The organism is Mucilaginibacter sp., from assembly GCF_036383575.1.
In the GTDB taxonomy this organism is placed as follows: domain Bacteria; phylum Bacteroidota; class Bacteroidia; order Sphingobacteriales; family Sphingobacteriaceae; genus Mucilaginibacter.
This window is the reverse complement of sequence record NZ_DASVOB010000039.1, coordinates 1-5,343: the sequence shown is the minus strand read 5'-3', so window position 1 is coordinate 5,343 and position 5,343 is coordinate 1. Positions and strand designations below refer to the sequence as shown.

Genomic DNA, 5,343 nt, shown 5'->3' with positions numbered 1-5,343 from the left:
TGTTTTTACTATTTTGCCAAATTGATTGAGCGGTAAAATCATCCCAAAACTGTTCGTCAATAATGGTCTTCGCCAAACTTTCGATCTTTATATTTTGCGGCAGGTAATTATGCTGTGGCAGATAGGCTACACGCCCTCCGTCATAACCTTTGTAAATGTGTTTATCATTAATGCTGATATGTTTATATGAGGGCTTTAGCGTACCGAAAATAATCCGCAGCAACGATGATTTACCACAGCCATTACGCCCAAGTAAACCTACAACCTCGCCCTGCCTGCAATCGAGGTAAATATCCTGTAGGATTTTGCGCCCATCAAACTCCAGGTGAACGCTATCGGTTTTCAAAATATGCCGGCCCAATATTTTACAAGTTTTAAGAGTGATAGCAATATGCCATAGGCTACGGCGTCGGAAGTAAGGGCATACAGATACAACCTGTCGATACCGTACCCAGCATTGCGGAAGTAGAAGAAAACCTTATTAGCATTATAATTGTAATGCTGAAAGCCGATTATTATGCCATAGCTCATTACTTTCAAAAGGTACGACCCAACAACGTTTACCTCTCCGCGAAACAAATAGTAAATACATATCATATTGATGGCCACACACCATAACAATATCGACTTATAAAAATACCAGGTAATTTTTACGGTGTTGCGCATTCAGCTAATCATGACAGGTCAGCTAAAATAACGTAGGTTGAAGCTTTTAATTTTAAGGGGGATTAATTATTGCTTATTACGATCGACGAAGCCGCATCAAGCTCATGATCAGCCTCTTTTTTTTGACTTATTCAGATACTTAAGCGATATATAATGTTGGATTAATTCTACTAACAAAAGGGGGGTAACAGGGTTAACACAACTCAGGGTTAACATTTATCTATATATTTCACAATCAAACAATTGAATGTTTTTCATGCAGAAAATATGTTAACCCCCTTTTTGTATAAATATTATCAGCTAAATTTCAATTCATAGATAACACAACTCCCCAGGGTGGTCAATTTGATTTATGATACAGCCTCAAAACAGGAAGTTAGCGTGCACGCTTGAACCTACCAGTTTTAAAACAGCCAACCAATCACCCAATCAACCTAAGCAACCACTCACCTTTAATACGAACTCACATTACTATAATCAATATTAGTTACGCCACTGTAATCCGGCACAAAAGTATCTTCCTTGCTAATAGCCATATCAAACTCGAATGATGCAGGGTAAGGTGTGTTAAGCAAACTGCCTTTCGGGATGTAAGGGAATAACTCGCCATAAGTGAGGATCTGGCTGTGGTTGATCCGGCGGTAAATATACATACGGTGCAGGTCGCAAGGTTTGGTTAGGCCTGCTGCACCTATCATCTGGATGGCACTGCTGATCGTTAACCTGTGAAAATTGGCCACACGAACCTTTTTATCATCAACCACCAGGCCCTTCATCAGGCTTTTATCCTGCGTCGCTACACCTGTGGGGCAGGTATTGCTATTGCACTCCAGCGCCTGGATACAACCGAGGGCGAACATCATGCCGCGGGCACTATTACACATATCGGCACCGAGCGCGAAATTTTTGACGAGATCAAAACCGGTAGCTACTTTGCCTGATGCAATCAGTTTAATATGCTTTTTAAGGTCGAAACCTGTCAGCGCATCATAAACAAAGGCTAAAGCTTCACGTAAGGGCATCCCTACCGAATTACTGAACTCTAATGGTGCAGCACCGGTACCTCCCTCTCCCCCATCTACAGTAATGAAATCTGGCGTGATACCTGTTTTAACCATCGCCTTGCAAATAGCTAAAAACTCGCTTTTATGGCCAACGCACAATTTAAACCCGACAGGCTTCCCCCCCGAAAGATCACGAAGCTTTTGAATAAAGGTCATCAATTCTAAAGGATTGGTAAATGCAGTATGATATGGCGGCGATATTACATCCTCCCCCATCTCCACCAGCCTGATGCGGGCAATTTCGGGCGTTACCTTGGCTGCGGGCAAAATACCACCATGACCAGGCTTTGCTCCCTGCGATAGTTTGATCTCAACCATTTTTACCTGCGGAAGTATCGCACGTTCGGCAAAAGCATCGTAGTTAATAGTACCATCTTTATGGCGGCAGCTGAAATAGCCTGTGCCTATCTGCCAGATGATATCACCGCCGGGCTGCAGGTGATAATCGCTCAGGCCACCCTCACCTGTATTGTGGGCAAAATTATCCAGCTTAGCCCCGCCATTAAGCGCAAGGATAGCGTTCATACTCAATGAGCCAAAGCTCATGGCCGAAATATTGAATACACTGGCCATGTATGGTTGCTTACAGGCCGGTCCGCCTACTTTTACACGCGGATCCATATTTAATTTATGGTGATCGATGGCGGCAATACTGTGGTTAAGCCATTCGTAACCGTTATCGTAAACATCAAGCTCGGTACCGAAGGGGCGGGTATCATCAACCTTTTTGGCACGCTGATAAACTACACTCCTGTTTTGGCGGTTGAAGGGCGTACCGTTGGTATCGCTTTCAATAAAATACTGGTATATTTTAGGCCTCAACTCCTCCATCAAATACCGCAGGTGACCAAACACCGGGTAATTGCGCACAATACTGTGTTTGGGCTGCAACATATCATAAAAGCCGATAACATAAATAGGCCCCATGAACAGGAATGACCATACCGCCGGCGGCCAAATAATGCTCCAGGCAGTAAGCATGCTGAATATGATAAAGAAGGAAACGACGAAGAGCTTTCTCATGGATGGTTAATTTTATATGAAGCGGCTATTAAGTTTTATAAAAATAGATTTATAATTTAAACAATAGGGCAAATTTGTGGTTAAGAAACTTACTCTATGTCGTTTTAAAGTCACAAAGTACAAATACATGTTTAAACATCTAATTTTGTACTTATCTTTGTATCAACAAAAAAGAAATAAAAATCATGGCAACAGAAACAGCAACAAAATGGGTTATCGACCCAATGCACTCAGAAGTACAATTTAAAGTTAAACACCTGGTTATCTCAACTGTAAGCGGCTTTTTCAAAAGCTTTAACGGTGAGCTGATAACTGAAAGTGACGATTTTGAAAATGCTGAAATTGATTTCTCTTTAGATATCAACAGCATCGACACTAACCAGACACAACGCGATGAGCACTTAAAATCAGCTGAATTTTTTGACGCTGAAAAATACCCACAGATCACTTTCAAATCAACTTCATTCACCAAAACTGATGATGAAGAGTATGAGCTGAAAGGTAACCTGACCATTAAAGATCAAACTAAACCGGTAACCCTTGACGTAGAATTTGGTGGCTCGGCTGCTGACTTTTATGGCAACACCAAAGCTGGTTTTGAGATCAGCGGTAAAATTAACCGTAAAGATTTCGGTTTAACCTGGGACGGTGTAACTGAAGCCGGTTCAATTGTAGTTGGCGAAGACATTAAATTGTTGATCAACATACAGTTCACTAAACAAGCTTAATTGTTTTAATACTGTTGCTGTGTTTTAACTTTTAAAATGCCGCTGTTGTTAAAGGATCCAAACAACACGGCATTATTGAAACACTAAACAGGTTAAAATTAATGATAGAAAAGCCATTCGTTTAAAGCGAATGGCTTTTTGTTTTTTATCCGATCTGAGAAATTGTTCAGAGTTAAAAACACGTCATTGCGAGTAACGAAGCAATCCCCGACTTTACAGGGCGAATCTGCATAGCTACTCTGCTCATTGGGGATTGCTTCGTTCCTCGCAATGACGATTCTTTATTACCACCATCGTAATTACATGATTTAAAGTCGTTTCACAGCCGTTATTAAACTAAGTAGCACTATATTTGTTCTTATACTTATGTTGATTAAAATATATCCCGAAAACCCCAATCCAAAAGCTATTGAGCAGGTGGTTGAGGTGTTAAAAAAAGGCGGCCTCATCATATACCCTACCGATACCATTTATGGCCTTGGCTGCGATATCACCAACCACCGTGCCATTGAGGCCATCTGCAAGATCAGGAATATCAAACCCGAAAAAGCTAATTTCTCCTTCATCTGCTATGACCTGAGCCATATATCAGATTATATCAAACCAATTGATAACACAACTTTCCGTGTACTGAAGAAAGCCTTGCCGGGGCCGTTCACCTTTATATTTAACGCCAGCCATATGGTGCCCAAAATGCTTAGCTCCAACAAAAAAACTGTTGGTATCAGGGTACCCGATAATAATATAGCCCGCGAAATTGTTCGCGTTTTAGGAAACCCAATCCTCTCAACATCAATAAGGGATGATGACGATATCATGGAATATTCTACCGATCCGGAACTCATCCACGAGAAATATGAAGACCTGGTAGATATTGTGATTGATGGCGGTTATGGAGATAACGTGGCCTCAACCGTTGTAGATTGCACAACCGGCGATTTTGAAATTGTGCGTGAAGGTAAGGGTGATCTGGAGCTGTATTTGTAAGAAATCTGTAACAGGTAGTGCCCCCGTCTAAGACACATCTGGAAGCAGATTATTCAAACATCTTACATAGTTTATCATAACGCCTTTAACCTATTTAGAGAATTGGCATCAACGAAATGCCATCCAATAAATAATTTTATGTCTAATTTTTTCTTCCAATATTCTTGCAATTTCAATACCAATTATTCGATAATAATCGAGGATGATAATAGAGTTGCTTACGCCTATTTATTGGAGGGAGAAAATATTGTGGGGGATGTCTGGCTTTATAACCAGGAGCAATCTCCGGTTAAAGAAAATTGGGATAATCCCGATGATTTACCTTTCTTAAATTCGTTAGATTATATAAAAGAAAATATTCCCCCCATTACTGACGATAATGAGATCGAAATAAAATGGCTTATGGTTAATGATACCGAAGTTATGCAAGAAGCTATCATTTGGATCAGAGGAAAACTTATCGCCAAGCTTTCTCAAGGATCTAAACCAGGATGGTCGAAAGTTGTAGTGCGGGACGGTCCGTTAGCAAAAGTTTATTGACTATTAAATATACAGAATGCACAAGTCCTCCTGGCACAGGCCGTCACACAAGACTTGCGCCATTGTGGGATGCCTCCATGTCATTGCTGAGCGTAGCGGAAAATATTAACCATCGTCATTGCGAGGTACGAAGCAATCGCGAACTGTACAGAATGACCAAGCAAGTCTCTCTGTATTTAGGGGATTGCTTCGTGCCTTATAATGACGTGCATGTAAATCATTCATAATCAAGCTGCATTTTGGAGAGTAAGACCGAGTTTTTGAGCTTCTTTTTGCAGACGAGCAAGCTTTCTTGCCTTTTGTACTTCTGCATCCTGCTGAACTTTACTGCTGTC

Annotated in this window: 6 protein-coding genes; 3 read left to right on the top strand and 3 right to left on the bottom strand. The window is 41.0% G+C overall.

Annotated elements, in window-relative coordinates:
• From VF500_RS01295 to VF500_RS01285, 3 genes are all read right to left on the bottom strand, one after another.
• The coding region (locus tag VF500_RS01295; RefSeq protein ID WP_330857937.1) for an ATP-binding cassette domain-containing protein at positions 1-346 on the bottom strand (346 nt) is incomplete at its 3' end.
• A complete protein-coding gene (locus tag VF500_RS01290; RefSeq protein ID WP_330857936.1) occupies positions 343-666 on the bottom strand; it encodes a hypothetical protein in 324 nt (107 codons plus the stop codon). The genes VF500_RS01290 and VF500_RS01295, both read right to left, overlap by 4 nt.
• A 452-nt stretch (positions 667-1,118) precedes the next feature.
• Entirely contained in the window at positions 1,119-2,753 is a 1,635-nt protein-coding gene (locus VF500_RS01285) for an FMN-binding glutamate synthase family protein (protein WP_330857935.1), read from the bottom strand.
• A gap of 185 nt (positions 2,754-2,938) precedes the next feature.
• Between VF500_RS01285 and VF500_RS01280 the strand changes: the two genes are divergently transcribed.
• From VF500_RS01280 to VF500_RS01270, 3 genes are all read left to right on the top strand, one after another.
• The gene (locus VF500_RS01280) at positions 2,939-3,481 is read left to right on the top strand and encodes a YceI family protein (RefSeq protein ID WP_330857934.1); all 543 of its coding nucleotides are present in this window, start codon (positions 2,939-2,941) and stop codon (positions 3,479-3,481) included.
• Positions 3,482-3,847: 366 nt separating this feature from the next.
• Entirely contained in the window at positions 3,848-4,468 is a 621-nt protein-coding gene (locus VF500_RS01275) for an L-threonylcarbamoyladenylate synthase (RefSeq protein ID WP_330857933.1), read from the top strand.
• 138 nt (positions 4,469-4,606) lie between these two features.
• Positions 4,607-5,008: a hypothetical protein gene (locus tag VF500_RS01270; RefSeq protein ID WP_330857932.1), complete on the top strand. Its 402-nt coding sequence runs from the start codon at positions 4,607-4,609 to the stop codon at positions 5,006-5,008.
• Positions 5,009-5,343 lie beyond the last annotated feature (335 nt).